This window comes from Paraburkholderia sp. IW21, assembly GCF_041321145.1.
Lineage (GTDB): Bacteria > Pseudomonadota > Gammaproteobacteria > Burkholderiales > Burkholderiaceae > Paraburkholderia.
Map to the genome: position 1 here is coordinate 361,204 of NZ_JBGGWA010000006.1, position 24,181 is coordinate 385,384.

16 protein-coding genes are annotated in these 24,181 nt (G+C 61.2%); 4 read left to right on the top strand and 12 right to left on the bottom strand.

Translation table 11 applies throughout. The features are described from left to right. Nucleotides 1–25: 25 nt before the first annotated feature. From cpaB to ACAX43_RS17360, 3 genes are all read right to left on the bottom strand, one after another. Nucleotides 26–1,027: a Flp pilus assembly protein CpaB gene (gene cpaB, locus ACAX43_RS17350; protein WP_370709636.1), complete on the bottom strand. Its 1,002-nt coding sequence runs from the start codon at nucleotides 1,025–1,027 to the stop codon at nucleotides 26–28. A gap of 28 nt (nucleotides 1,028–1,055) precedes the next feature. After that, the gene (locus tag ACAX43_RS17355) at nucleotides 1,056–1,541 is read right to left on the bottom strand and encodes a prepilin peptidase (RefSeq protein ID WP_370709637.1); all 486 of its coding nucleotides are present in this window, start codon (nucleotides 1,539–1,541) and stop codon (nucleotides 1,056–1,058) included. Nucleotides 1,542–1,643: 102 nt separating this feature from the next. Beyond that, nucleotides 1,644–1,832 carry a Flp family type IVb pilin gene (locus ACAX43_RS17360; RefSeq protein ID WP_370709714.1) on the bottom strand — a complete coding sequence of 63 codons (189 nt, stop codon included), beginning with the start codon at nucleotides 1,830–1,832 and terminating at the stop codon, nucleotides 1,644–1,646. A 768-nt stretch (nucleotides 1,833–2,600) separates the two neighbouring features. Between ACAX43_RS17360 and ACAX43_RS17365 the strand changes: the two genes are divergently transcribed. Then, the gene (locus ACAX43_RS17365; RefSeq protein ID WP_370709638.1) at nucleotides 2,601–4,070 is read left to right on the top strand and encodes an MEDS domain-containing protein; all 1,470 of its coding nucleotides are present in this window, start codon (nucleotides 2,601–2,603) and stop codon (nucleotides 4,068–4,070) included. A gap of 54 nt (nucleotides 4,071–4,124) precedes the next feature. On the opposite strand, the gene ACAX43_RS17370 is transcribed toward ACAX43_RS17365, so the two are convergent. The 6 genes from ACAX43_RS17370 to ACAX43_RS17395 all read right to left on the bottom strand — a co-directional run bounded on the left by ACAX43_RS17370 (nucleotide 4,125) and on the right by ACAX43_RS17395 (nucleotide 14,696). Then, nucleotides 4,125–6,023 carry a diguanylate cyclase gene (locus tag ACAX43_RS17370; RefSeq protein WP_370709639.1) on the bottom strand — a complete coding sequence of 633 codons (1,899 nt, stop codon included), beginning with the start codon at nucleotides 6,021–6,023 and terminating at the stop codon, nucleotides 4,125–4,127. Between the two features lie 190 nt (nucleotides 6,024–6,213). Then, nucleotides 6,214–7,392: a class C beta-lactamase gene (ampC, locus tag ACAX43_RS17375; protein WP_370709715.1), complete on the bottom strand. Its 1,179-nt coding sequence runs from the start codon at nucleotides 7,390–7,392 to the stop codon at nucleotides 6,214–6,216. A 239-nt stretch (nucleotides 7,393–7,631) separates the two neighbouring features. After that, nucleotides 7,632–9,434 carry an NAD(P)/FAD-dependent oxidoreductase gene (locus tag ACAX43_RS17380; RefSeq protein WP_370709640.1) on the bottom strand — a complete coding sequence of 601 codons (1,803 nt, stop codon included), beginning with the start codon at nucleotides 9,432–9,434 and terminating at the stop codon, nucleotides 7,632–7,634. An 81-nt stretch (nucleotides 9,435–9,515) separates the two neighbouring features. Beyond that, nucleotides 9,516–10,658 carry a GAF domain-containing protein gene (locus ACAX43_RS17385; RefSeq protein WP_370709641.1) on the bottom strand — a complete coding sequence of 381 codons (1,143 nt, stop codon included), beginning with the start codon at nucleotides 10,656–10,658 and terminating at the stop codon, nucleotides 9,516–9,518. Nucleotides 10,659–10,825: 167 nt separating this feature from the next. Continuing rightward, nucleotides 10,826–13,582 (bottom strand): UPF0182 family protein, encoded by a 2,757-nt coding sequence (locus ACAX43_RS17390; protein ID WP_370709642.1) that lies wholly within the window; start codon nucleotides 13,580–13,582, stop codon nucleotides 10,826–10,828. A gap of 292 nt (nucleotides 13,583–13,874) precedes the next feature. Then, nucleotides 13,875–14,696: a LysR substrate-binding domain-containing protein gene (locus ACAX43_RS17395; protein WP_370709716.1), complete on the bottom strand. Its 822-nt coding sequence runs from the start codon at nucleotides 14,694–14,696 to the stop codon at nucleotides 13,875–13,877. Between the two features lie 126 nt (nucleotides 14,697–14,822). Here ACAX43_RS17395 and ACAX43_RS17400 point away from each other — a divergent pair, with 126 nt between their 5' ends. The 3 genes from ACAX43_RS17400 (at nucleotide 14,823) to ACAX43_RS17410 (ending at nucleotide 18,703) form a co-directional block, all read left to right on the top strand. Beyond that, complete coding sequence (locus ACAX43_RS17400; protein WP_370709643.1) at nucleotides 14,823–15,674, top strand: alpha/beta fold hydrolase; 852 nt, start codon at nucleotides 14,823–14,825, stop codon at nucleotides 15,672–15,674. Nucleotides 15,675–15,840: 166 nt separating this feature from the next. Further along, nucleotides 15,841–16,545, top strand: a complete 705-nt coding sequence (locus ACAX43_RS17405) for a hypothetical protein (RefSeq protein WP_370709644.1) — start codon at nucleotides 15,841–15,843, stop codon at nucleotides 16,543–16,545. Between the two features lie 232 nt (nucleotides 16,546–16,777). Next, nucleotides 16,778–18,703, top strand: coding sequence for a potassium transporter Kup (locus tag ACAX43_RS17410; RefSeq protein WP_370709645.1), 1,926 nt, complete (start codon nucleotides 16,778–16,780; stop codon nucleotides 18,701–18,703). 103 nt (nucleotides 18,704–18,806) lie between these two features. On the opposite strand, the gene prpF is transcribed toward ACAX43_RS17410, so the two are convergent. The 3 genes from prpF to prpC all read right to left on the bottom strand — a co-directional run bounded on the left by prpF (nucleotide 18,807) and on the right by prpC (nucleotide 24,041). Further along, nucleotides 18,807–19,997, bottom strand: coding sequence for a 2-methylaconitate cis-trans isomerase PrpF (gene prpF, locus ACAX43_RS17415; RefSeq protein ID WP_370709646.1), 1,191 nt, complete (start codon nucleotides 19,995–19,997; stop codon nucleotides 18,807–18,809). A 153-nt stretch (nucleotides 19,998–20,150) separates the two neighbouring features. Further along, nucleotides 20,151–22,748, bottom strand: coding sequence for a Fe/S-dependent 2-methylisocitrate dehydratase AcnD (gene acnD / locus ACAX43_RS17420; RefSeq protein WP_370709647.1), 2,598 nt, complete (start codon nucleotides 22,746–22,748; stop codon nucleotides 20,151–20,153). A 123-nt stretch (nucleotides 22,749–22,871) separates the two neighbouring features. Next, the gene (gene prpC, locus ACAX43_RS17425) at nucleotides 22,872–24,041 is read right to left on the bottom strand and encodes a 2-methylcitrate synthase (protein ID WP_370709648.1); all 1,170 of its coding nucleotides are present in this window, start codon (nucleotides 24,039–24,041) and stop codon (nucleotides 22,872–22,874) included. Between the last annotated feature and the right edge of the window lie 140 nt (nucleotides 24,042–24,181).

A 24,181-nucleotide genomic window follows, 5' to 3' on the forward strand; every position in this document is an offset into this window, starting at 1 on the left:
GCCGCGATACCCGCGGCCCATTGCTTCAGCGTTGAGTAGTGGGCTGCTCTGACAATGTGCCTTGCCCAGCGATCGTCGTCGGCGGACCCGGCGGCAGCGGCGGCAGTCCGGCCACGCCCGTGCCACCCGGCGTATGTGAATTCTCCGACACGTCCGATACTTTCGAACCGCGGTAGACGATCACCGGGTGCGGCGCGGACGGCGCTGTGGCGACGCGCATGGCGACCCGCCCGCCCGACAATGCGCGCGAAACGTCGCCGGCCCACACGGGCGGCGTTTGAGGGAGCGCGTCGGTGCCGCTCACGGACGGATTGCGATCGCTCGTCGCAAAGCTGCGCAGTGCAAGTGAAAGCGAACCCAGGTGCGTCGCGACGGCGATCACCTGCGCGGTATGCGGCGACACTTCGAACGTGACGGTGCGCGCCCGCGTATTCGCGTCTGCCGCGTCCGGCTTGGGTCGCTGGAAAACCGAACCGACTGCGAGAACGCGGACCCGGCTGACCACCGTCTCGCTCTCGACTGCCCGAGCCATGGCGCCTGGTGTGCCGGCCGGGCCGCCGAGCTGCTGGGTCAGCAGCACGTCCACGTAGTCTCCGGGCTGGATGAGGCCCGCGTTGCCGGATACGTCGTCGATCGCGACTGAGGTGGCACGCATTCCCGGCTTCAACGCCGCGGCGAGAAAACCCGGCGCGTTAGGGGTAATGACATCGGCGATGCCTAACGGCGTGCCGCCTTTGACGGCATGACGCAGCACATCTCCTTTCAAGTCCTCGCCGTCGCCCGCGCCGCCTGGGTTTTTGACGAGCGCCTCCGGCGGTACTTGCTTGTGGGGCAGGTCTTTCCAGGCGAGGTCGCTGTCGCGCAACAGCATGCCTTCGGGCAGGTCAACGGCCGCGACCCGCACGCGATCCGTTACAGGGGGACGCGCCGGACCTGGCTGCGATGCCGCGATAAACAGCGCGCGGAAAGTAACCGCCCCGACGGCCGCGCAAATCACAAGAATGACGGTTTTCAATAGGCTGGGCATGGTCGCGTCAAGGAGTCCGACAAATTAACTACAGCGCGTTCAGCACGGGCAGCCAGACGGCCGCCATGCCGCCAAGCGCAAGCGGGACACCATATGGCATGCCGCGCATGGGCACAGGCTGCACCGATGCCAACCGGACGCCCGTCGAGCGGCTTCGGCACAGATCGATGGTCAGCATGGTCAGCGCGAGGACCAGACCACATGAAGACACGATGAAAAACACAGGCCACGCGAACGTGGGTCCAGCCCACAGGAAAACTGCGGCGGCCAGCTTGACGTCGCCGCCGCCCAGCCATCCGCATCGAAATAGCACGGCGAACAATGCAAAGGCAGCGACGGCAGCCGCCAGGTGGGCTCCCAGCGAGGCGACACTCGCACCGGCGATGGCGGCATCGAGCCCATACATACAGGCAACGAGCAACACGCTACGGTTGGGTAAGCGCCGGGCGCGGAGGTCGTGCACCGCCAGCGCGCCCAACACGAGACACGTGGCAGATTTCACTGCGTACAGCATGAGGTGCCTTCTCCGTGATAGGCGGCTGTCCGGCGGATGCCCGACGCCCATCGGGGCGTCAGGGCATCAGTGTGTCCGCGCGGCCCAGCACTTATGGAGGGTTTATGAGCCGTTTTGCGCGTTGGTCACTTTCGTGACCATATTCGAGAACAGCGTAGGCAAGCCGCCAGAGCCACTGAAGATTGCGCCGGCCGCCACCACCGCAATGACCACGATCCCGGCGAGCACCGCATATTCGAGCGCACTAACGCCGCGCTCGTCGCGTGACAGTAACTTCATAAATTGCAGCATGAGAACTCCGTATTTGAGGTGGACTTTGTATAAGTGCCAAAAGAACCGCGTCGCGTCGGAGAGCGATGAGACGGACTTTTGTTCAAGTGTTGAAGGCGCGGCCGCATCCTGATCCATGCGCGTTCATGGAACGCAATCAGCCCATAATTCAAACGTTTGCGCACTTAGAAATCGGCAAATATAGAGCCGTCAACACGAACCGATGTTAGGCGCGGCATGACACGGACAAATGGGAGAAATGAGGCCAAAAACATAGGCTATTCAATCTCATTTCTCTCAAAAGGTCATCGTCAAGGCGGCGGCACGACAGCCTGCCGTCAGAGTGATCGCATTACGCAAACATGAGTGCCAAACCTCTCGCGCAACGAGATTTCCGGCTGAGGTATGCGTGTGAGTTTTTTCGTTATGCAGAGGGTCAGGGCGTGGCGCGCACGCGCCGTCTATTTGTCTGACGTTACCGGCTAATTGCCTGGCACCAGTCATTGCGTCTCCTAACGATCGAATTTTACGTACGTATGACGAATAGCCGTTTTCCAATTAAAAAACATGCCTAGGGAAAATATCTATTCTTTCTGAAATCTCCGTCGCGTACTTTCAACACCACCTGAATCCCCGCACATCGAGCCTGTGCGCGACCGTTCTGAGGCCTGTCCTTCAGGATCGCCGGACCTTCGCGTGAGGTGCCGCGACATTCATATGTGAGCGCGCGGGGCATGGCTTCAACTTAGCGCGACTGTGGTTCCAGACCCACGCATTTTTAGGGAAACGATGACCACCGGAATTCGTGAAAGCGGTTTTTCCGCACTTGGGCCCATCTCGTGGGGCACCCATCTGTGTCACTTCTACGAATCGCGTAGTGAATTGCTTGGCGTCACCGCGGAATTCCTCCATGCCGGACTCGCGAATCATGAAGTGGGCGTGTGGGTTGCGCCCGCGTTACTGGGACCGGACAAAGCCCGCTATATGCTCACGCGGACCGCGCCTGCCCTCGCGGGTTTTATCGACTCAGGCCAGTTGCAGATTCTCGACGGCGCGCAGTTCTACGCGCGGCCGAGGAGCGGCTTCAACGGCGGCGCCACGGTAAGCTTGTGGTCGGCGGCGATCAACGACGCGCTGGGACGCGGCTTCGAAGGGCTGCGGGTGGCGGGCGACGCCGTCTGCAACGAAAACACCGATTGGGCCGCGCTGCTCGACTATGAAGCAACGCTGAAGCAGAAGCTCGCGGCGCAGCCGATCATCGGTTTGTGCACGTACTGCGTGCAACAGCTTCGCTCCGCGCAGACGCGCGAAATCGAGCGCTTGCACGATGCGACGATCGAGCCGCCGCATGGCGAACGCATCGGCCTTCCGCGCGCACAAGCCGCGCCGCCACACGCGACGACTCCGCGGATCGCGCCCGTGGGTGCCAGGCCTTACGATGAAGCAAACGAATCGCCCATCGGTCCGATGATCGGCCACGAGATCCGCAATGCAATCACGCCGCTGGGTCTGCTCGCCCGTCTGCTGAACACTCAGTATGGCCATGACGACCAATTGAAGCGGTTCGCACTGCTGCTCTCGCGGCAAGCAAACCTGCTGGGTCAGTTGGCCCAGCAGCTGATGACGCCGGCTCAGGATCAGCTCGCGAGTTCGCATGAACCGGTGCTCGAGGCGTCGTCGTACGCGTTACCCGACACGCGAACCGAGCATCCTTCGCAGGTGGATGTCGACGATCTGATCGCCCACTGCGTTCAGATTGCCGAAGCGGGCGTGCCGGGTCATGCGCCCATTCATCTGACGCAAAGCAATGTGCCGCTGCGGGTGCAGGGCGACTTCTGCAAGCTGACGCAAGTGTTCGTCAACCTGATGGTGAATGCGCTGAAGTACTCGGCGGCTGCGGATACCGTCAAGGTGGCGGCGTCTCGCGCCGGACGTTACTGCTATATCAGCGTGCGCGACAACGGGATCGGCATCGCGCCCGGCGAACTGGCAAGCATCTTCAAGCCCTACGAGCGCGGGCTCGCGGGTTGCGCGATGGGCGTGAGCGGTTTCGGGCTCGGGTTGTCGGTGGTTCGCGATATTGTCGCGAGCCTTGGCGGCACAGTTGAAGCGTTCTCCGACGGCCCGGGCAGCGGCTCGGAGTTTATGGTGCGCTTGCCGTTGGCGAGCATGGCCACGCCGGCCGATGCGACGACGCACGAAGCCGATGAGCGCGGCGTGGTGTGCGCCGCGCCGCCCGGCGAAGGCGTCGCCGCTTAGCGATCCGCGCTATCGCACTGAATGTTACGGGCGCCACGATTCGTGATCACGCCATCAGGCCACACACGTGCGGTTGCGGCCCAGCCGTTTTGCCGAATACAGCGCCCTGTCCGCGCCGGCTAACACGCTGCTTCCGTCGCCGCACTTGTCGTTGCGCTGCACGCAAACACCGAGGCTGATGGTGACGATGCCCGAGGCGCTCGGCGGATGGGGAAGCCGTAGCTTTTCCACGTCCTCGCGGATTTGTTCGGCGACTGCGCGTGCCTCATCCGCTTCGTCGGCCCCGAGAATCAAGGCGAATTCCTCACCGCCGTAGCGGGCCGCCATGTCGGTGCGACTTGCGGTGGAAGACGATATCGAGTGCGCGATGGTCCGCAGGCATTCGTCGCCTTTCTGATGCCCGAAGTGGTCGTTATAGCTTTTGTAATTGTCGACGTCGATCATGACGACAGCTATATACGTTCTGATATGCGGACCCTGCAGACAGCGCAGCTTGAGTTCGCGATCGAAGTAGCGGCGGTTGAATAGTCCCGTGAGACTGTCCCGGAACGCGAGGCCCTCCAGCTCGCGACGCTCATCGGCGTGGCGTTGCTCGATAGCCCTTTGTTCCGTCACGTCCCGAGCCGTCGCGGTGAGTCCTTTTAGTGTGCCGGACAGCGGATCGATCATCGGACGCATGTGGGTTTCTATCCATAGCGGCCTGCTTCCGCGTGGAAAACGGCTGATCTGCGATGTTTCGCTCGAGCCGGCCACCACCTGCTCGATCATCGCCATCAATGCGCCACGGTCGGCCGGATCGACGAGATCTGCGTACTGCAGGCCGATCAGCTGCTCGGGCACGCAGCCCCACGTCGTGAACGCGCGCGGGGACACGTACGTCAGCGTGCCGTCGAGCTGCATGCTCATCACCACGTCCGTGGCGTTCTCCGCCAACGTCCGGTAACGTTGCTCGCCGTCGCGAAGGAGCGCAATCATGCGGTTGCGTTGCATCTGGATCGCACTGATCGGCAACGCCACACCGAGTGCGGCCACAAAAAACAGCTGCAAAGCGAAAACGCGATGCTGCATGCTCTCGAACGGATAGGCCGATAGCGGGCCGGACCCGTGTGCCGTAAACCATAGACTGATCGCGAGACACTGCAGCAAGCCCAACAGGACGCCCGCAATCTCGGCCTGAAAGGCAAGCAACACAAGTGGCGGAAGTGTCCAGTACAACAAGGGAACGCCCTGCTGTAAACCGAATATGCAAGTCGTGACGACGCCCACCAACGCTAGTAGCGCGCAGGTCTTGACGCGACCGCCGCCGCGCAGAACCCGCGCAACCTCACCGTTCCAGAACACCACCGCAACGGGCGTGATGATGATGAGGCTCAACCCATCGGAGATGAACCAGGGTACTAGCGTAGGCAGCAGAAAATGGCCGATTTTGCCTTGCAGCGACAGCGTCGCCCAAAGCCCTGACGCGACGGGAGCAAGCAGCACGCCGCCGAACAGGAATTTGAGCAGCGGTTTGGGCCGGATCAACTCGGCCGCCGTTGTCGCACGCGGAGCAAACACGAACGCAATGGCGACCTGAAGCATATCCGCCGACATGAACGAGAGGGACGCAGGCAGGCTGCGTCCTATCAGCAGATTCGCGGTGAAGTCGCCCAGTGCGCCGCCGCAGAACACCCAGCGCCGTTGTCCCCGCGCCGCGACGATCAGCTGGGCGAGCAGTATGGCGTTGCTGAGCCACATCGGCGCAACTTGCCCGGTCATGGCTCGCAAGCCTCGGCTGGCCAGGAACGCGAGCGCGGTCACCGCCAGTGCGACGAGCAAGGCCGCCCCCTTCGACAGATACGCCGATGCGCGCAACCGTTCGACGATACGCGGTTGAGGCAGGGCGGCCCGTTTGGGGGATAAACCCGCTACGGCAAGGTCGGGCGTCCGTGTCTCGGATCGCGGGCGTGTCATAACCATTTTCGTTGCGCAACGCGCTGTCGCGGACTGTTAATCGCATAAGATGCCGATCTCATGCCAGTTTAACGGTTACCACGCGGCAAATCTTGAGCTCGTTGCGCGAAGCAAGCAAAAATGACTGAACGCTCCGGGTGGCCGATAGAAGAAAAAGGCAGCCAGCGCTTTTCGTCGAAGAGGGTTCTGCTCAGCGTTCGTCGTTGGCCAGTGAAGTGAGAATCCGGTATGCGGCAGTCACGCGTTCATCAATGGGGAAGTTCTTGTTGGCGAGGATGACGATCCCCAGCCGCTTCTTCGGAATGAATGCCACGTACGCGCCGAAGCCGTTGGTCGAGCCGGTTTTATTGATCCAGACGTCTTCCCGAGGAGGCTGGGGCGGTTCTATTTCGGTAACCGGCGTTGCGTTGAAGATCATCGCCGACGAATTACCGTCCAGAAGCGTCTTTAACTGGACGGGATACGGATATTGTTCCCATATCAGGTCCTGAGTCATCGCCCCTGCCTTGAAGTACCCGGTGTGCGTATCGGCGATCGCGCGCTGGAACTTCGGGTCCAGCGGGATCAGATTCATGTTGGCTTCCAGGAAGCGGGTCATGTCGGCGGCCGTGGTTTTGATGCCGTAGGCTTCAGAGGACAGCACCCCGGGCCTCATTCTGATCGGCGCACCTTCTTTCGTGTAGCCCTCAGCGTAGTCAGTCAACCTCGCAGCGGGAACGTTGATGTAGCTACTCTTCATGCCGAGCGCGGGAAACAGATGTTTTTCCATCAGCGCGTTAAAACCCTGCCCCATGCTCTTCGCCGTTATCAGACCGAGCGCGCCGATGCCGGGATTGGCATAGGTCCGATAGGTTCCCGGCGCATACGTGGGCTGCCACTGCTTGAAGTATTGCATCAACTGATCGTCATTGCGGATGTTGTCCGGCACCTGCAATGGGAGCCCACCGGGAGTATGCGTGCCCAGATCGAGGAGGCTGACATTGCCGAACTTGCTATTGCGCAGAGAAGTGAGGTATTTGCTCGACGGATCCGACAAGGATAGATAGCCGCTCACCTGCGCATAGGACGTCAGCGTCGCCGTCAACGTCTTGCTGACAGAACCCAGTTCGAACAAGGTGTCGCCCGTGACCGGTGTTCTGGTTTCCGTCGACGCCAAGCCATAGTTGAACACGTAGTGCTGGTCCCCCGCAACGATGCCAACCGCCATGCCGGCAATACCGTATTTCGACATGACCGGTTGTATAGCCCGGGTTACCGCGCTTCTGACTTGGTCCTGCTGATCGTCTGCCGCATGGCTAACGATCGTGGTGGCGCACGCACAAACGGTGACTGCCAGCAAGCTTATGGTTCTGAGATTCATTGCCCTAATTCGTCGATTATGTGTGGGTGGATTGCGTCCGGCCGGGTTCGCTGAGGAAGGAGTATGCAGGCTCATGGGTTCGTCGACCATCGACGATATCTTGCCCACGGCGAAAGAAAATCTTTCGCGCGAGCGGCGATATGCCCATCCGCTACTTGACGCGCGCTGCGCCGTTGGGGGCGTCAGCGCGCGTTGAGAGGCCATTCCATCGAGACGAATTCTGAGCGCGGCGTTACCCGACCCGCTTGTCAGGAAAGATGATGCACTTCCTGCAGGCCATAAACCGGCGTCGCGATTCCCTCCATGCGCGCCTTCAATTGCAAGGACAAATATTGGGAGTAGTGGCGCGACTGATGCAGATTACCGCCATGGAACCACAAGGCAGGCTGCCGCGTGGGCTTCCACATGTTGCGTTGCTCGCCTTCCCACGGCCCGGGGTCTTTCGTCGTATTCGAACCCAGCCCCCACACTTTGCCCACTTTATCCGCCACTTCACGCGAGATGAGATCGGCGGCCCAGCCGTTCATTGATCCGTAGCCGGTGGCATAGACGACGAGATCCGCCTCGAGCTCGGTGCCGTCGCTTAGCACGACAGAGTGTTCCTTCAGTTCAACCACATCGACACCGCTCTTCAACTTGATCTTGCCGTCCGCTACCAGGTCGGCTGCGCCAACATCAATGTAATAGCCCGATCCGCGCCGAAGATATTTCATGAAGAGCCCCGAGTCGTCATCGCCGAAGTCGAGCATGAAACCGCGCTTTTCCAGACGCTCGTAGAACGCCGCGTCGCGCTCTCGGATCGCGTCGAATACGGGCTTTTGAAACGTGTGCAGGATTTTGTACGGGATCGACGCAAACGTCATGTCAGCTTTCGACGTCGTCATGCCTGAGGACACCGCGCGCTCGGAATAGAGATCACCGAGCGCCAGTTCCATCAGCGAATCCGACTTCACGATATGTGTCGACGAACGCTGAACCATCGTCACGTCGACGCCCGCTTCCCACAACGCCGCGCAGATATCATGCGACGAATTGTTCGCGCCGATCACCACCACTTTCTTGCCCTTGTACGCGTCCGGTCCCGGATGTTTCGACGAATGATGCTGCTCGCCTTTGAACGCATCCATGCCTTTGAATGAGGGGATATTCGGCTTGCCCGACATGCCCGTGGCAAGCACGAGCTGCTTTGGCCGCAGCGTCAGCGTCTCGCCGTCGTGCTCAACCTCGACCACCCATTCAGCCGCCGCTTCGTCGTATCGCGCGGACTTGCAATTCGTCGATCCCCAATAGTTCAACTCCATGACCTTGGTGTACATCTCAAGCCAGTCGCCGATCTTGTCCTTGGGCGTAAAAACCGGCCAGTTATCCGGAAACGGCAAGTAAGGCATGTGGTCGTACCAGACCGGATCATGCAGACACAGTGACTTGTAGCGATTGCGCCAGGCATCGCCAGGACGTGGATTTTTATCGACGATGATGGTCGGCACGCCCAGCTGGCGCAGACGCGCGCCCAGTCCAATCCCACCCTGCCCTCCGCCCACGATCAAACAATAGGGCTGCTCCGCGCGACCCAGCGCCTGCGCCTCGGCTTCGCGCCGCTCCTTCCAGCTCGTTCGATCCATGCGGGCGCCATGTTCCGCCCCCATCGGACGGCGATTGCCTTTGGGTTCTTCATGGCCTTTCAGTTCGCCCATGGTGGTAAGCAACGTCCAGATCAGGCCGTCCTTCACGCGGATAAAGCCGCTCCCGCGTGCGACCTCCGTTTCAAAGGTGATCCACGCCTGCGATACGCCGCCGGCTTCGGTCGGCGCTTCATTTTCAGCAACCCTCAGCTTAGTGGGCTTAATATCGTCGAGTTGTGCGTCGAGCATGGCGCCGATCTGCTCCCGGCCTTCCATGGTTTTGATATTCCAGGTGAACGCAACCAGATCGCGCCAGTAGCACTCCGGTTGAAACAACGCGACGGCCGCCGCGGTGTCACCCTGTTTAAGCGCTGACTCCAAGGATTCCAGAACGTTGGTGATAATCAGGTTTGCATTATTTTCAGGCATGGTCGCTCCTCCATTCAATACGGATCAATGAAACGTCGAGGTAATGCGCGGGTTCTCGGCCCGCTGAGTCAATGCGGACCGCTATCGTCGGTGAGGCGGGACAATACCGAACTTCGCGATCCGTCTATATAGTGTCGCGCGCGAGATGCCCAAGGTCCTGGCCGTCTCGACCGGACGCCATTTCGCATCCGTCAAGGCTGCGACGATGCGGTCGCGCTCAAGGGCGTCGACATCGGTGAGAGTGGGTTGCGCATGGGGTGCGGGATTTCGCGGCTGCGGCGTCGATTGCCGTTGCGCGCGAATAACAGGCGGCCGAACGCGCGCATAAAGCGGCGAGCCGTTGGCCGCAAGTTTCATCGAGACCATGTCCCGTCCGGGCCTGACATCCAGAAGACGTTCGGCGCGGACGTCGAATAGCTCGGAGACGGATCGCGGCAACCGGTCAAGGCCCGGCACGCACTCTTTCGCCCGGCGATTTGCGGCGATTGCGTTTCCGTGAGCGTCGAAGGCGATCAGAATCTCGGGCTGGACTTCCACGAAATGGCGGTTGCGGTGCGCGAGCAACACCCAGCAATGGGTGGTCGCGTTGAGAAAGAAACTGTCTTCGATCAACACCGCGCTATGACGCACGATGTGATTCACGAGTCGCTGGCTTTCGCGTTCGTCGGGCGAGCGGATCGCCGATGCGTCCAGCACGCCGATCAGTTCGCCCTCCAGACCGAAGATGGGCGAAGCGCTGCAGGTCAGCGTGGTAAAAGCGGCGCGGAAATGATCGGTTTTGTGAACCGTGATCGGTTGTGAATCGAGCAGCACCGTCGCGATGCCACAGGTTCCCTCTTCCTGCTCGGACCAGCAGGAGCCTGAATAGAGTCCCGCTCGTTTGAAGTCGTGGCGCCGATCCCGGTCGACGCGATAATCGATCGTCACGCCCTGCGCGTCAGTGAGCATCACGCAGTAGTCCGCTTCGCGAACCGTCTCATGCAGACGCGAAAGGCACTGTCCGGACGCCCGTAGAACCGATTCTTCCCGGCTTTGTACGTCGCGCAATTCCGGCGCGGTGAGAATGCGCGGCCCTTTTGTCAGACCAGGATCGAGATGATATTGCTCTAGCGAGCGCCAATACGACGAAGCCAGCCGCTTGGCATCGCCGCCGCGATCGGACATTCGGCCTTCGATCAACCGGCGGATCCGGTCGATATGTCTCACCTGCGGAACGTAAGGCATGAATGTCTCCTTCGGTAGGCACGATGCGCATCGCAGCGCCGTGGCACGCTTAGGATGACTTTTAGCATGCGGGTTCCGGAAGAGCACACTGCAGCGCAGCATCAGACCGGATGAGACTTTTGTCTCAGCCTTCTTTATGGCCGGGTGCTCGTTCACTCGCCCACGAATCACTTTTGCCCCTCCGAACGACCGCCGCCCAGCGCCTCGAGCAGTGGCCGCAAGGCATCCAGTTCCGCGCCGAAGCCGCTCCAGTCTCCCGCCTTCAATCGCTCGATCGCACGGTCATAATGTGCAAGCGCCTCGCGGGCACGCGCGTCCGCGGTGCCCTGCGGCGGCGATAGGAGCGGGGCACTTTCCTTGAAGAGCGCCGCCAGCGCTTCGCCCAGGGTTTCTTTCATCACCACCCGGTCTCCATACGCGGCGATCACCCGCTTCAACTCGGGTAACTGACCCGACGCCGCACGCAGGTAGAGCGGGGAGATGTAGAGGATGGAGTTCTCAATCGGCACGACGAGAAGATGGCCGCGAATGACGCGCGACCCCATCTGGTTCCACAGCGAAATCTGCTGCGAAATCTCGGTGTTCTGCTGGATGCGCGCCTCGATCTGGAACGGCCCATAGACGAGCTTGTCCTTCGGGAACGAGTAGACGATGAGCTTGCCGTAGTCGGGCGGATCGCAACGCGCGGCGAGCCACGCAATCATGTTGTCGCGCTGGCTGGGCACCATCGGCAGCATCAGGACGAACTCCGCGCTCGGCTCGTCGGGCAGCCGCATGATCATGTAGTAAGGCGTCATCGGCGTGCCGGGACTATTCCCACCATCAATGCCGATCAATTCCCTGGGGAACTGCCACAGATCCTCGCGATTGTAGAAGACCTCCGGCGCATCCATGTGGTAAGCCCGATAAAGCTGCGCCTGGATCAGGAACAGATCTTCGGGGTAGCGGATATGTTGCTGCAGGTCTTGCGGCATCGCCCCGAGAGACTTGAACAGGCTCGGGAAGATGCGCTGGTAAGTCCGCAGGATCGGATCGGCCGGATCGCTGACATAGAAATCGACCGTACCGTTGTAAGCGTCGATCACCACCTTGACTGCGTTACGGATGTAGTTGGCGCCGTCGTCGAAACCCGGTTGGGCGTAGGGGAACCAGTTGCTCGTCGTATAGGCATCCTGCATCCAGAAAAGGCGCCCGTTGCTTGCGACGAGATAGGGATCATGGTCGAGCCTGAGGAACGGGGCGATCGTGCGCACCCGGTCCTGAATGTTACGGTGCAGCAGGATGCGGCTAGCGTTCGTGACGTAGTCGGTTAGCAGAATGTTCGGATCGTCGAACTGCCAGGCGAAGAGGCTACGGCGCGCGGTGCTGCCGATGGCAATACCGTCGCTCCCGCTGTAAGTGGTGTAAACGTTGTCCTTACCTTTGGGGTAGTCGAATTCGGGGACGCTGCCTTTTACGATGACGTAGCCTTCACCACCTTCACCGAAATACAGACGCGGCTCGCGAATGGCCGGGCCGCCGTGGGCAACGGGGGGAATATCCTGCAGATAGAAGGAGGGCAAACCTTCTGTCGATTTTTCGGTGACGGGCGACATCACGACGCCGTTGCCGTGCGTGAACAGGAGGTGCAGGTTCACCCATGTCTGGGCGTTCGGGGGAAGCATCGACGGCTCCAGTTCGCGGGCCGACAGCATCACCTGCCGGTAACCGGCGTCAAGCCGGTAGCGGTCGATGTCGACGGAGAGAAATTTGTAGTAAGTCCTGATCTCCTGCAACTGCGCGTAGGTATCCATCAGCGGCTGCACATCCCACAGGCGAATGTTGTCGATGGTCGCGCGATTGGCCTCGAGCGAGGCGAGATTCAATTCCTGCTCGGCCGGAAACGGCTTTACCGCGATCTGGTTGAGGCCGTAGGCCATTCGCGTCAGCGCGATATTGCGTTTGATATAGGGCATCTCCAGTTGCAGCTCGCTCGGCTTGACATAGAGGCGTTGGAACAGCGCTGGGTAGATCAGGGCGAACACGAACGACGTGCCGAACACCAGTAACACCGAGGCGGCAGGAATGCGATAGTCCAGCCGGCGCATATTGACCCAGGACGCGACGGCTGCGGCACTGGCAATGCCGATGAGCACCCACAAGACCGGGAGCTCGACGTGAATCTCGGTGTAGCCGGCGCCGACCACGACGCCGTTATCGCCGTACAGCAGCAAAAAGCGGTCGAGTGCGTAGGACCAGGCCTTCAGGACGAAGAACGCACCGAGCAGCGCTGAACCATGAGCGGCGGCGGCAGCCGAGAGTCTGCACGGCGGCCGCTCGAACGTGATGTCGCCGCGTACCCCGTAGACCACGCCTGCAACGATGGCACTGCAAAACAGCACCTGCAGCAACCAGTTCTTGAACGCAAGATAGGCGGGCAGCGAGAACAGATAGAAGCTGATGTCCTGGCCGAAGACAGGATCGCGGTCGCCATAGGGCACCTGATGAAGGAAGCGCAGCGCCAGGTCCCAGTTGGAGATTTCGCCGGCGGCGATGATCAGCCCCAGGACGACAGCACTGCCGGCAATGCTGGCGCGCCAGGGAATGCGCGGCGCAAGCTGGTCTGCCAGTTCACTGATGAACTCCGGCGTACCTGACAGACGGGCCGCTTCCACTTGCCAGCTACCGGGACGCTTCGCGTAACGATGCGCAAGGAACCCCGATGCGGCTATTACGCTCGCCGACGCTGCGAACACGGCGGCAAAGAGGAGCGCCTTGGCGGAGACAACCGTCCAGAAAACGTCGACATAACCGATTGAAGAAAACCACAGCCAGTCGACCACGACACCGGTGATACGCCCGACGACGATCAGGCCGACCACGACGACCGCAACCGTGATTGCGGTGCCTTTGAAGTGCATGCGGGAGCCTGGTTGCCAATGCATCGCCCCTCCTTTGCCGGGACGCCACTCGTGGCTGGCTGCGATCGGGGCTGCTTAAACCGCTGATCTGCCGTGAACCTGGCTGACCGGCTTGTCAATGCGCCCGTCGACGCCCGCGCGCGGCCAACGCATGATTAGGGTCATATAAATAATTGTAGTCGAACATCGGAATTGCCAGACGGGACATAGCGCGCCATTCCTTAAGCGCACACGACGACGATCAAGGTGACATCGCCGTCGTTTTACTTGCCCCATCGTTGATAACGGAATCGATCGCGCAGATCGACAACCGCCGCTAGCGTCTCAACTCGGAAAGAATCTTCTCCGCCAGAAAATCGCAAGGCGGCCGCTTTGAGCCCGTGCTACGCGCGAGCACCATTTCGAGTGCGGCGATCTCGGGCAAGCCTTGCGCCGGTCCGAGGAGCACGAAGTGCTTTGGGACGGCACATCGCGCAAGCGGCACGATGGCAAGTCCTGCTTCGGCCATCGACAGCAGGCCGAGCAGGCTCGGACTTTCATACGAAGTCCGGTAGGTGATCTTCGCGTGCTCGAGGCTACGAATCGCGTTCTCCCTCGCTACGCTGCCCGGTAGGAAAACAGCGATCGGCAGCGGCCTTTCCTGCCATATTTCGTGGGCGCTCGGCGCCGCTGCCCATTCCATCGGCTCGAACCGGATGAACTCCCCCGACAAGCCCTTCACACGCGTAGCGCACACGAGGTCGACGGAACCGTCTTTCACCATCGGCGCAAGCGCAACGCTCGGCAGCCCAACGACCTGAATCTCGACCTTCGGATAGGTCGCGGAAAATTTCTTGAGGATCGGTGGCAGGAGCGACGAGGCGTAATCGTCCGGCACGCCGATGCTCACCCGCCCGGTCACATCCGGTCGAACCACGGCAGCCCAAGCCTCGTCGCGCAATGCGAGCATGCGGCGAGCGTAGGTCAACAGGACCTCGCCGTCCTGTGTCGGGACGACATTTCTCGGCTTGCGAACGAAAAGCGGCTTGCCAAGCGCGGTTTCGAGCGTCTTGATCTGCATGCTCACCGCCGATTGCGAGCGATGCACGAGTTCTGCCGCCCGGCTGATGTTGCCGGTGTCGGCGACCGCGACGATCATTGTCATCACATCCAGATCTAGCGCTTTCAATTTTGCTGGTATCAGAAAAATAGATGGGTTTGATCAATATTACGCGATTTTCCAAGTCAACGACATCGGGCATAGTGGCCGCAAAGGAGCCAGTCAATGAACGCCCGAACCGACCTCTCAGTGCTCGCCGTACCCGACATGTCATTTGCGACCATTGCATCTGGCATTTGCCTGCCGTACATCGAGTGCGGAGAAGGTGAGCCGCTGTTATTCGTGCACGGGTCGCTTTGCGACTATCGCTACTGGAGCGCGCAGACTGCAACGCTGTCACAGCATTTCCGCTGCATCTCGGTGAGCCTGAGCCACTACTGGCCGGCGAGCGAGGCGTGCATCCAGGGCGAGTTCGGCTGGCAGACGCACGTCTCGGAACTGGCCGAGTTCGTCGAGGCGATCGACCTTGGGCCCGTGCATCTGGTGGGGCATTCGCGCGGCGGCTGTGTGGCGTTTCATGTCGCCCGCGAACATCCCCGGCTCGTGAAGACATTGACGCTTGCCGACCCGGGCGGGCCGCTGCAGATGGACGGGATGCCGGACACGTCGCTGGCCGCCGGGACCAATGTGCTGCGAGCGCGCGTCGCTGAACTCATTGAAAGCGAGCAGATCGACGCGGGCCTGGAGCTTTTTGTCGACTCGGTGAGCGTGCCCGGATCATGGCGCAAGAGTCCGGCAGCATTTCGCACAATGGCAATCGACAACGCGGGCACGCTGCCCAAGCAGTTCCGCGATCCGTTGCCTGCCTATTCCCATGAAACGGCACGCGACGTGAAATGCAGGACGCTGCTCATTGAAGGGCAAAGGAGTCCTCGCATGTTTCGGAACAATGTCGAAAAGCTCGCGGAGTGGATCCTCTATGCCGAGCGGCAGACCATCGCCGGTGCGTCGCACGGGATGAATGTGTCGAATGCAGGTGCTTTCAACCGGCTCGTGCATGCCTTCGCAAGTTTCTAACCCGTTCAATTCTCCGACGCCGCAAATGACTGCAACGGAGCCATGCCCGGTCATTCCGTAGCGCCGGACGACTGTCTCTTCGTGGCCGGTTTGCGCCTAAGTGATCCCCTCGAATCGTTACAATGCTGCAGATGAGTCCCCTCCTCAACTGCATCGAGTGCGAGACATGCTGACCTCCCATTTCTGGAGCGGCGACGCCATGCGCAGTCGAGGCGTGAGCGACATCGTGCTATCAGGCACGGTCGACGTGCCTGTGCCCCCGGCACGTCTGCTCGCGGATTGGGAAAGGGAAACGTCGTCGCGCATGGTCCTTGAGGCCGGTGACGTCGAGGTCATGCCTTTGGCGCGAGCGCGGGCACGCTGGCCGGACTACACGCGCTGCGTGCAGGCAGTGTCCGATTGGACGAACGCGCTTGGATTGCCCGCGGTGCTTGCCTTCAGTGACGTAGCGCTCATGGCCTGCCGCGGCGCGAAGTACCACCATGACGGTGCGCAATATGGCGGTGCGGCCTTTTGCAATCTCTTCCTGAGCGAGGACAGGGGACTGGACCTGCATTTTCCCTCGTTGGACCATCGCATCCCTCTGACCCGCGGAACGGTTGTGATATTCGACACTGGCCAGCCTCATGGCGTGATTCAGCGCGGCGCCAGCGGATTTAATGCGGCCGACTTCGCGCCGGACCAGGATTGCATCCAGATATTCCTGACGTGGGAGCTTCCTATCGAAGATGCTCATGTTGGGCACGCACTTAAGGTCGCCTTCGACATCGCCCCCGCAACCTCGTTGCAACTGGCTGAAGAGCAAGTCTTGCTGAACGGCGAACCGGTCATTGTGTGCCCGGATTCCGGTCGTTGGTGCCGGGCCGACTAATCGTCCGCTGGATAGCGACTCGGCGTGCGTTCGCGTATCAACGTGGCTGTCACATCGACCCTGCTTTTCCACGGTTGCTTCCCTATACTTTGAACAATCAAGGCAGCAAGCCAATTATCTGATCATTGATTCGGCTTGAAGATCGATTGCGCGAACACGCGCCGATCTGTTCCACGCGATGCGGCAGCACATCGAGCGCGTCGCGGTGCAGGAGCGCCAACTGGAGCGAGACATGAGCCTGACAGCACCTGCCGCGTCCGAGGGCGGCCGTCCCGGCGAGCACGCGCATCGCCGGCCGGCGTTGCACGTGCTCGCGCTTGCGGCTCTGGGTGTCGTGTATGGCGACATCGGCACCAGCCCGCTGTATACGCTGCAGACGGTGTTCGACCCGCTCAATGGGCTGCCCCTGAATGCGCTGAATGTCGTCGGCATCGTATCGTTGATCGTCTGGTCGCTGACCGTCGTCGTCTCGCTCAAATATGTCGCGCTGATTCTGCGCGCAAACAATCACGGCGAGGGCGGCATCATGGCGCTGCTGGCGCTCGCTGCCTCATCGGTGACGGCCCGGCCGCGGCTGCGCCGTACGCTGCTGGGCGTCGGCATCATGGGGGCTGCGCTCTTCTACGGCGACAGCGTGATCACGCCGGCGATCTCGGTGTTGAGCGCGGTCGAAGGTCTGGAGGTCGCCGCGCCGTTTCTGAAGACGTGCGTGATACCCGTAACGCTGGTTGCGCTCGTCACGCTGTTCCTGATGCAAAAGCGCGGGACAGCCGGCATCGGCAAGATTTTCGGACCGGTGATGGTGCTCTGGTTCATCGTGCTCGCCGTGATGGGCGTCATCAACATGGCGAAGGCGCCTGCAATACTGGTGGCGCTCAATCCATTTGCCGGCCTCGCGTTCTGCCTGCACCACCGGTGGCTGGCCTTCGTTGCCCTGGGTGCGGTCGTGCTGTCGCTGACGGGCGCCGAAGCGCTCTATGCCGACATGGGTCATTTCGGCGCGAAGCCGATCCGGCTCACGTGGTTCGGCATGGTCTTCCCTGCGCTTGCGTTGAACTACCTGGGGCAGGGCGCGTTGCTGCTGGCCGAGCCAGGCGCCATCCAGAATCCGTTCTACCGGATGTTCCCTCAATGGACGCTGTATCCGATGATCGTGCTGTCGACGATCGCGACCGTCATTGCCTCCCAGGCCGTCATCTCGGGCACGTATTCGATGACCAAGCAGGCGATGCAACTCGGCTTCCTGCCGCGGATGAATGTCATCTACACGTCGGAAAGAGAAATGGGGCAGATCTACGTGCCAGGCATCAACTGGACGTTGCTGGCTGCCGTCGTGGCCGCGGTACTCGGCTTTGGCTCTTCGACCGCGCTCGGTTCCGCATACGGTATCGCCGTGACCGGCACGATGTTGATCACGACGATTCTGACGTTCTTCGTCGTGCGCTATGCGTGGCATTACAACTGGTGGCTGTGTGTCTTTGCAACGGTGTTTTTCTTCGTCATCGACGCGACGTTCTTCTCCGCCAATCTGCTGAAACTGATGCAGGGCGGCTGGTTCCCGCTGCTCATCGGCCTGATCATCTACACGATCATGGCAACATGGGGACGCGGCTGGGAACTGATGCGCGCCGAAGCGAGCGTGAGGGCCGGAACGACACCGCTCAAGCCATTTCTCGCGACGTTGCTGGCGCGCTCGCCGACGCGGGTCGGCGGTACGGCGATCTTCCTCTCGGCTGATCCCGATGGCGTGCCGCACTCGCTGATAAACAATCTGATGCACAACCGCGTGCTACACGACCGTGTCGTCTTCCTGACGGTGAACAATGAGGAGATACCGTGGGTGTCGGCGAACGAGCGGGTGACCGTGCATCGGCTCGACTCGGGCTGCTACCAGATCACGATCACGTATGGCTTCATGGACGAGGTCGATCTGCCGCGTGCACTGGAGGTATGCAAGGCCTCGGGCCTCACCTTCGAGCCCACGGAAACGTCTTATTTCCTCAGCCGCGCCACCGTGGTGCCGACGCGCGACAAGGGCATGGCCATGTGGCGCGAGCGGCTGTTCGCGGTCATGCTGCACAACGTGGGCAACGTCGCGGCTTATCTGAAGCTGCCGGCCAATCGGGTGATCGAGGTGGGTACACGCGTGGAAATCTGACGCACCATCTTTCCCTGCCCCAGCTGTCTGGATGCCGGGATGGTAGTGAAACGGACGAACATGTCACCGACTGCCAGTTCAATGGCACGCTCGCGAGGTCAGATCACCCTTTCGTTCCCGGCACCCTTACCCACCCCTCCATCAACACTCTCGCACTACGGCTCATCATCGCCTTGGTCACCGTCCACTCCCCGCCATCCTCCCGAGCCTGCGCCCCCACCCGCAAAGTCCCCGACGGATGCCCGAATCGCACCGCATCCCGCGCGCCACCACCAGCCGCAAGGTTGACCAACGTCCCCGAAATCGCAGCCGCCGTCCCGATCGCAACCGCGGCCGTTCCCATCATCGCGTGATGCAGCTTGCCCATCGACATCGCCCGCACCAGCAGATCGACGTCGCCCGCGGCAACACGCTTGCCGCTCGAAGCAACGTAATCAGCAGGCTTCGCGACGAACGCGACCTTCGGCGTGTGCTGCCGCGTCGCGATCTCATCGATATTTTTGATGAGCCCCATACGCACCGCACCATGCGCGCGAATGGTCTCGAACATCGTCAGCGCCTTCTCGTCGCTATTGATGGCGTCCTGTAGTTCGGTGCCCTTATAGCCGATCGCTTCCGCATCCACGAAGATGGTCGGGATACCGGCATTGATCATTGTGGCCTTGAGCGTGCCGACACCGGGCACGTCGAGATCGTCGACCAGGTTCCCAGTCGGGAACATCGCGCCGCCTGCACCCTCTTCCTCAGCGGCGGGGTCCATGAATTCGAGTTGCACCTCCGCAGCGGGAAACGTCACGCCGTCGAGCTCGAAGTCGCCGGTTTCCTGCACCGCGCCATCGGTAATCGGCACATGCCCGATGATCGTCTTGCCGATATTCGCCTGCCAGATACGCACCATAGCCACACCGTTCCGCGGAATCCGGCTCGCATCAACAAGCCCGGCGCTAATCGCAAACGGTCCCACCGCAGCAGAAAGATTGCCGCAGTTGCCACTCCAATCGACAAACGCCTTATCGATAGAAACCTGCCCGAACAGATAATCCACATCATGATCGGGCCTGCTGCTCTTCGCGATGATGACCGTCTTGCTCGTGCTCGAAGTCGCGCCGCCCATACCGTCGATCTGTTTGCCGTACGGGTCGGGACTGCCGATCACGCGCATCAGTAGCGCATCGCGTGCGGCGCCCGGCACCTGGGCCGCTTCCGGCAAATCCTGCAATCTGAAGAACACGCCCTTGCTGGTGCCGCCGCGCATGTACGTCGCCGGAATCTTGATCTGAGGTGTGTGGGCCATGAATGTAGTGTCCTGATGAGGGCGGGCGGAATGGCGTAGCACGCTGCACCATTCCGCCCAAATCCGCGTTACGTTCGCCGCTGAACCGGCCAAGCCGACTAAATCGACAAAGACAATTCAAGCGGCAGAATCGACTTGAGAGGCGTGAAAACCTTAAGCCGCCGCCTTCGTCGATTCGAGAAAGTCCTGCGCAAAGCGTTGCAGCACGCCGCCGGCTTCGTAGATCGACACCTCTTCCGCGGTATCGAGCCGGCACGTCACCGGCACCTCCACACGCTCGCCGCTCCTACGATGAATCACGAGCGTGAGGTCGGCGCGCGGCTTGCGTTCGCCGATCACGTCGAAGGTTTCGGTGCCGTCGATCGCGAGCGTGAGGCGGTTCACGCCTGGTTTGAATTCAAGCGGCAACACGCCCATGCCCACCAGATTGGTGCGGTGAATGCGCTCGAACCCTTCCGCAACAATCGCTTCCGCACCCGCGAGACGCACGCCCTTCGCGGCCCAATCACGCGACGAACCCTGACCGTAGTCGGCCCCGGCAATCACGATCAGCGGCTGCTTGCGCTCCATGTAGGTTTCAATCGCTTCCCACATACGTGTCACCTTGCCTTCGGGCTCGATACGCGCCAATGAACCGGCCTTCACGGTGCCGTTTTCCAGCACCATCTCGTTCTTCAGCGTCGGATTCGCGAAGGTCGCGCGTTGCGCGGTCAGATGATCGCCGCGGTGGGTCGCATAGGAATTGAAGTCCTCTTCCGGCAAGCCCATCTTGGCGAGATATTCACCAGAGGCACTGTTCGCCATGATCGCGTTGGACGGCGACAGGTGGTCGGTGGTGATGTTGTCACCCAACACAGCCAGCGGACGCATGCCCTTGAGCGTGCGCGCCCCGGCAAGCGCGCCTTCCCAATACGGCGGACGGCGGATGTACGTACTCATCGGACGCCAGTCGTAGAGCGGATCGGCCTTCTCGCCCGTGTCGACGGACACGGCGAACATCGGCTCATACACCTTGCGGAACTGCTCCGGCTTCACGCTCGAAGCGACGATCGCGTCGATCTCTTCATCGGTTGGCCAGATGTCCTTCAGCTTGACCGCATTGCCGTTCGCGTCGACACCGAGTACATCCTTCTCGATATCGAAGCGAATCGTGCCCGCAATCGCGTAAGCCACCACCAACGGCGGCGAAGCCAGGAAGGCCTGCTTCGCATACGGATGGATACGGCCGTCGAAGTTGCGGTTGCCGGACAGCACGGCCGTGGCATACAGATCGCGATCGACGATTTCCTTCTGGATCACCGGGTCCAGCGCACCCGACATGCCGTTGCACGACGTGCACGCATAAGCGACCACGCCGAATCCCAACTGCTCCAGTTCCGGCAGGAGGCCCGCCTCTTCCAGATACAGCGTGACCGCCTTCGACCCCGGCGCGAGCGAAGTCTTCGCCCACGTCTTGCGGGTCAGTCCGCGCTGGTTCGCGTTACGCGCCAGCAAGCCGGCGGCGATCATGTTGCGCGGATTGTTGGTGTTCGTGCAGCTGGTGATCGCGGCGATGATCACCGCGCCGTCCGGCATCAGGCCGGGTTCGTTCTCCACCTTGCCGCTGATGCCGCGCGCGGCCAGTTCGGAAACCGGCAAACGGCGATGCGGGTTGGACGGACCCGCCAGCGTGCGCACGACAGTCGACAGATCGAATTTCAGCACGCGCTCGTACTCCGCGTGCTTCAGCGTATCGCCCCAGAGGCCCGTTTCCTTCGCGTAGGTCTCGACCAGCTTGACGAGTTCGTCGTCACGGCCGGTGAGCTTGAGGTACTTGATGGTCTGCTCGTCGATGTAGAACATCGCGGCCGTGGCGCCGAATTCGGGCGCCATGTTGGCGATGGTCGCGCGATCGCCGAGGGTCAGCTTGGCCGTGCCCGCTCCATAGAACTCGAGGTAAGCGCCGACCACTTTTTCCTTGCGCAGGAATTCGGTCAACGAAAGCACGACGTCGGTCGCCGTGATGCCCTCGCCCGGCTTGCCCGTGAGTTCCACGCCGACAATGTCCGGCAGCCGCATATAAGACGCACGGCCCAGCATCACGCTTTCGGCTTCGAGACCACCCACGCCGACGGCGATCACGCCGAGTGCATCCACCATTGGCGTGTGCGAGTCAGTGCCGACCAGCGTATCAGGGAACGCCACGCCGTCTTTCACCTGCACCACCGGGCTCATGCGCTCCAGGTTGATCTGGTGCAGGATGCCGTTGCCCGGCGGAATGACGTCGACGTTCTTGAACGCGCGCTTGGTCCAGTTGATGAAGTCGAAGCGGTCTTCATTGCGACGATCTTCGATCGCGCGGTTCTTCGCAAACGCATCCGGATCGAAACCGCCGCACTCGACCGCGAGCGAATGGTCCACCACGAGCTGTGTCGGCACGACCGGGTTGACCATGGCCGGGTCGCCGCCTTGCGCCGCAATCGCATCGCGCAGGCCGGCGAGGTCGACCAACGCGGTTTGGCCGAGAATGTCATGACACACCACACGCGCCGGGAACCACGGAAAATCCAGCTCGCGTTTGCGTTCGATGATCTGCTTGAGCGACGCCGTCAGCGTCCCCGGATCGCAGCGGCGCACGAGGTTTTCCGCCAGCACGCGCGAGGTGTACGGCAGCTTGTCATAGGCGCCTGGCTGGATCGCGTCGACGGCAGCACGCGTGTCGAAGAAATCCAGCTGGGTGCCGGGAAGGCGTTTGCGGTTGGCAGTATTCATGGCTTAGGGAACAACACAGTAATGATCCGGGACGCAGTGGAGCAGAAACACGTCAGCTTTGCTCCACCACGTTCAAAATACGTTCAAAGGCCTTTGGCGCTTTTCAAACTTCCTCGGACGCCCTTAGACACGCTTGGCGAGCGGCACGAACGGCAGATCATCGGGGCCGGTGTAATTTGCGCTCGGACGAATGATCTTGTTGTCGATGCGTTGCTCGATGATGTGCGCGCTCCAGCCCGCCGTGCGGGCGATCACGAAGAGCGGCGTGAACATCGCCGTCGGCACGCCCATCATGTGATACGAGACCGCGCTGAACCAGTCGAGGTTCGGGAACATCTTCTTCGCTTCCCACATCACCGCTTCCAGACGCTCGGCGATGTTGAACAGCTTGGTATTGCCCGCTTCCTTCGAGAGCTTCTTCGCGACGTCCTTGATGACCTTGTTGCGCGGGTCGGAGATCGTGTACACCGGGTGGCCGAAACCGATCACCACTTCCCTGTTTTCGACGCGCTTACGGATATCGGCTTCGGCTTCATCCGGCGTCTGATAGCGCGACTGGATTTCGAACGCGACTTCGTTCGCGCCGCCGTGCTTCGGGCCGCGCAGTGCGCCGATGGCGCCGGTAATCGCCGAGTAAATGTCCGATCCCGTGCCCGCGATCACGCGGCCGGTGAAGGTCGATGCGTTGAATTCATGTTCGGCGTACAGGTTCAGCGACACATGCATCGCGTCGACCCATTCCTTCGACGGCTCTACACCGTGCAGCAGATGCAGGAAATGGCCGCCGATCGAATCGTCGTCGGTTTCGACTTCGATGCGCTTGCCGTTGTGCGAGTAGTGGTACCAGTACAGCAGCATCGAACCGAGCGAGGCCATCAGCTTGTCGGCGACGTCGCGTGCGCCCGGCAGGTTGTGGTCGTCTTTCTCAGGCAATACCGTGCCGAGGACCGATACGCCGGTGCGCATCACGTCCATCGGGTGAGCGGCGGCCGGAATCCATTCGAGCGCGGCTTTCACGTTCGCGGGCAAACCGCGCAGCGCCTTGAGCTTGGTCTTGTAGGCGGTCAGTTCGGCCTGCGTCGGCAGTTTTTCATGCACGAGCAGATACGCGATTTCTTCGAATTCGCACGCACTGGCGATATCGAGAATGTCGTAGCCGCGGTAGTGCAGGTCGTTGCCGGTCTTGCCGACCGTGCACAGCGCGGTGTTGCCGGCCGTCACGCCGGACAGGGCCACGGATTTCTTCGGTTTGAAGGCGCCTGCGTTCGGCGTGGTGTTATCGGCTTCACTCATGATTTCGTCTCCAACTGTGGGGTTGCGTTCGTGCGGCAAGCAGCGCGCCGAGCTTGTCTTTCAGGGTTTCAATGCGGTGACCGGCGAAAATGGAGGCATATAACGCAAAAAATGGGCCATGCGGAACACGAGCCGCTAAG